Annotated in this window: 2 protein-coding genes; both read left to right on the top strand. The window is 40.5% G+C overall.

The features are described 5' to 3' along the window. The first annotated feature begins 109 nt into the window (after window positions 1-109). On the top strand, window positions 110-2,320 hold the full coding sequence (locus A3761_RS15175; RefSeq protein WP_068553580.1) for a hypothetical protein: 2,211 nt from the start codon (window positions 110-112) through the stop codon (window positions 2,318-2,320). A 175-nt stretch (window positions 2,321-2,495) separates the two neighbouring features. Then, a partial coding sequence (locus A3761_RS15170; protein ID WP_068750436.1) for an acyltransferase family protein occupies window positions 2,496-4,450 on the top strand: 1,955 nt, incomplete at its 3' end.

The raw sequence follows: 4,450 nt of genomic DNA, 5'->3' as shown, positions 1-4,450 counted from the left end.
GGCTAGCCAAAATAGCGTATTGGTATATCTTTAAGTTAAGAGAGTGTTAATTCCACGAATAGAATTTGTGACAACTGACTTCGCCGAGTTAGTTGTGAGGTGTCGTAAAATGAAATTATATGATTTACAGATGAAAATGTTGGGAGTAGGCATTTGCTTATTTACCAATGTGTCCGCGTTTGCTCTTAATACTTCTGTTACATTACATGCTGATTCTGAGGTTTCTCCTAGTTCCAATGAGCTCGTTACCTTTGGTCTTCCTTTGTCAAAAGGCGATGTAACAGAAGTTGATCAAATTAGAGTGTCGATAGGAGGAAGTGAAATTGCTGCTTATGTTGAAGAAGGGTTGCGTTATCATTGGTCAGATAACTCATTACGTTCTGTAACAATACAGCTGAATGATGTAGATATGACTGCTGGTAATCTTGAAGTTCAGATTACTGATTCAGGAGCCTCAGTGCCAAGATTATCTGAAAGAGACCAAAGTCAAGGATGGGCGATAGCAGGTTCCGACAAAAATAATCTTCCATACCCTAGAATATTTGCATTGCATGATCCCGAATATTTAGCGAACTCTGGGATTATTCCACCGTTTGAAGCAGCCCCCAGTAGTGGAGATGCTTTTGAATCTTATCAAGAGGATCAGTTTAACAATTGGGCAGGAGGGTTGAATTATAGTTCTTCAGTGAGGGGGAATTGGCTTTTTGATCGTTCCAGTGCGATGTTTAAGGCTTATGTTACAACAGGAAGGGTAGAGTTTCTGAAAGAAGCCTTTTTGTCCAAACAGTTTTACTTCAATTATGTTCGGAATGATGGTTCTCCTCCTGCAGCGCCTGGAGGTAGTGGGTGCTGGACTTATTCTAATGTCGCATGCGCCGATGGAAAGTATATTGCGCCACAGCAGGCTAAGCTTGCTTGGGCTTTGGTTGGTGATGATAGTCAGTGGGATTCTGGTTTAATTGTTAATATGGCGCTTCAGGCTGATATTGGGTGGAATCAATTTAATACTAGAGATGACTTTTCAGGCGAAAACGATGGCTTTACTGAGCGAGCTGCTGGGTTGGTGGGGCTTGCTGAAATTGTCGCGTATGAGATGACGGGCAATGCAACGGTCCTTTCAAATCTGAGGGAGCGAATTAACTCACTTAAAGATATGCAGCAAAACACCTTTATTTGGGATGAGCAAAATGGATGGACTCCTAAAAGTGGTGCGTTTGACCATAATATGGATGTTCATGAGGGAAAATATAGCCAAGACTCTGCCCCTATCGGGGCAACAAATTCAAGGGGCTTTTCCCCTTGGATGAGCGAAAATATTGTAGATTTTCTTTGGCAAACTTATTGGACTATCGGGGGGGAAGATATTCCTGAAATGATTCGTAGACTAGCTATTGCGGTCGATAGCTACGGTTTTACTACGATTTATGATGCGGCTACAAATACACATATTAAGAAAACTGAATTTGCTAACGCAACTGGTGGGTCAGTTCGTGCAATGGCTTGCAATCAGACCCGTGAAGATACCGATATTGTATATATTGCAAGTGCCTACGCTGATGCAGCACAGCGAACTGGAGATAAATGGTGGTCTTGGTATTCTGATACTCATAATATTGAAACGTTGCTAATATATGCTGCGGCTTATCATTTTGAGACTGATGAAGCTATTAAAACTCAATTGGCTGCTAGGGCAAATAAGTTATATGATGGTTGGGTTAATGCTAATTGTGCTGGAATTGGCTCTACGATGAGGATGTGGAACTGGCAGCATCGATCTAATTCAGTTCGTACATGGCTATGGGTTGCTCCATCCACATCGGGGTCTTCAGGTGGTATTGACGGTTCGAGTGGCTCTGAAGTAAGCCCACCGAAAAGCCCTATTGGTTTTCAGGCGTCGCTTTTAGCAGCGGATGGGTCAATAGAGTATACTGGTGGTACTGATTCTATGGATGATTCAAGTGCTGGTGATGTAGAAAATGACTCTGCCAATGGAGCTGCCGGCCAATTGGGAGACCCTGAAAATAGTAATGTGACAGCAATGGTTTATATTGCAACAACTACATGTAGTGAAGGTGATGATCCGCATTGGCAATGTGGCGGCCAGTGGCACCCATATAATACAATCAGTCCTACCTCTCTTATTGCGATTTGTCCTACTGGGGGGGGGACCTATCTAGGATGCTACGAGGTCGATAAATACGTACCTTTTAGCGAGGTTGTCACCACGGATGGCTTGTTAAGATGCGAAGGACAAGTAGATGTCGGTAGTACACGCAATGGTTGTAGTTATCATTCCTTTGCCTTATTCTCAGAATTGTAAGGCCCTTCATATAATCTAGGCCTCATAAAGGGGCCTTTATCTTTTTCTAGTTCTTAGATTTTAATTTCAAGTGCTGTATTTGAGTTGTTCTATCAGTTAAAGCTCATATGATTTGAAAAACGTTATACAATTGCCATTTTAGATAAATCTACACATTTAAAAAAAGGGAGGGGGGGTGAACTACCGCAGTGATATAGATGGCCTTCGGTCAATCGCAGTCTTTTTAGTTATTATAAACCATGTCGGTTTTAGCTTTTTTCCCGGTGGATTTATTGGGGTTGATGTATTCTTCGTACTATCAGGTTTTTTGATCACTACGATAATTGCCGAGAAGCTTAAGCTGGGGCGGTTTGAGTTTGGAGCTTTTTTCGTTCGTCGTATTAAACGACTCCTTCCAGCTAGTTTTTTCGTTATTATAGTTTCTGCTCTGTTTTTTACCTGGATTATGTTACCTCAGGACTTAGTCAGGTTTTACCAAAGTATTATATGGATTGTATTTTATCTGGGAAATTTCTTTTTTTGGAAGCATCATGGAGGATATTTTGGCGGAGATGCCCAGGAAGCGCCTTTGCTTCATACCTGGTCTCTTGCTGTAGAAGAACAGTATTATTTTATTTGGCCCGTGATTATGGCTGTTTCGTTTAAATGGTTTGGAATAAGGAAAAGCATATATTTTTTCCTGTTAATGTTTATAGCTTTAGCGGTGATCTCTCAATGGGGGACTGAAATAACTTTTGGTGCTGCTTATTATCTATTACCGACACGCTTTTTTGAGTTGATGGCAGGTTCATTATTGGCTCTTGTTTGGCCTAGGTTGCCGAAATTGGGGTATTCGAAGTCTTCGGTCGTATCTGTATTGGGTTTGGTTTTGATATTTGGAAGTTCATCAATTCTAACAGAGCATTCTCAGTTTCCTGGTTATAATGCTTTATATCCAGTACTAGGTACAGTATTGTTGATTTATTCACAAGGTGGCTTAATTAATAAGTTACTCTCTATGAGAGGGTTTGTCTTTACCGGCAAAATATCCTATTCAATGTATCTTTGGCATTGGCCAATCATAGTGTTCCTCCGATATATGTCTGTGGAGCTGACTCTGATAGTGCAGCTTTTGATTATTGTTCTGACTTATCTAGTCTCAGTATTAACTTGGCGTTTCATAGAGCAGCCATTTCGAGAGTCAGGCGATACTGAGTTTAGATCTGTTGTATTAAAAATGTTCTTACTGCCAGCTGTCATAATTTCGATTCTGGTGACTATCGGGATTTGGAACAAAGGATTTCCTTCCAGATTTGAACCAGCAGTATTGAAGATGGAATCTGCTTTAAACTCTCATCCAGATATAGCGCGAGCGGGTTGTCACTCTCCATTAAGGTATAGCTCGCGTTTACCTCAAGCTAATTGTGTCGAGGGTGATGATGATCTGAAAAGCCTTGATTTGGAAAGTGCTGAAGTAATTATTATTGGGGACTCTCACGCAAATCACTTTGTTCCGTTTATGCAGAAAATAGCATTTGATGCCGATAAAAGTATATTGGATTACACTTTGGATCAATGCATTCCTGTATTTGACATTTTATGGGGGCAAAACTCATACAAAGCTAATAAATGTCATGAAAGAAACAGAATAGCAAGGGAGTATATTGAGTCATCTAATTTAGAGTTTGTCGTTCTAGCTGCTTCGTGGCCTGGAGAGTCGACAACCAAATTATTTGACCCAGACCGAGTTGTGGATGTTGAACGAAAACGGAATATATTAATGGATAGATTAGATTCAATGATTTCTTTTTTAGAGAAAAAGGAGATTAAGGTCATTATTCTGGAGGATACTCCGGACCTAGGGGGAGAAACACCTAAGTGTCCAATAAAGAAGGTGGTGTTTGATTCTGAACTTGACTGTCAAGTGATACGACCGGTTAATGTTTTTATAAGCGATATATTCGAAAACTTGCAGAAGAAATATCCTCGTATCCAAGTGATTAAAACTCGAGAGTTATTTTGCAAAGAGTTGATCTGTGAGATGTCTCTCAATGGCGTGCCTCTTTATCGTGATGATGACCATCTCAACTTAGAAGGGGCGAACCAATTGGGTGAGTCTTATCTAGAATTAAATTCTAATCCTTTGTTGTT

This window comes from Oleiphilus sp. HI0123 (assembly GCF_001635315.1).
This window is presented reverse-complemented; position numbering and strand designations above follow the sequence as displayed.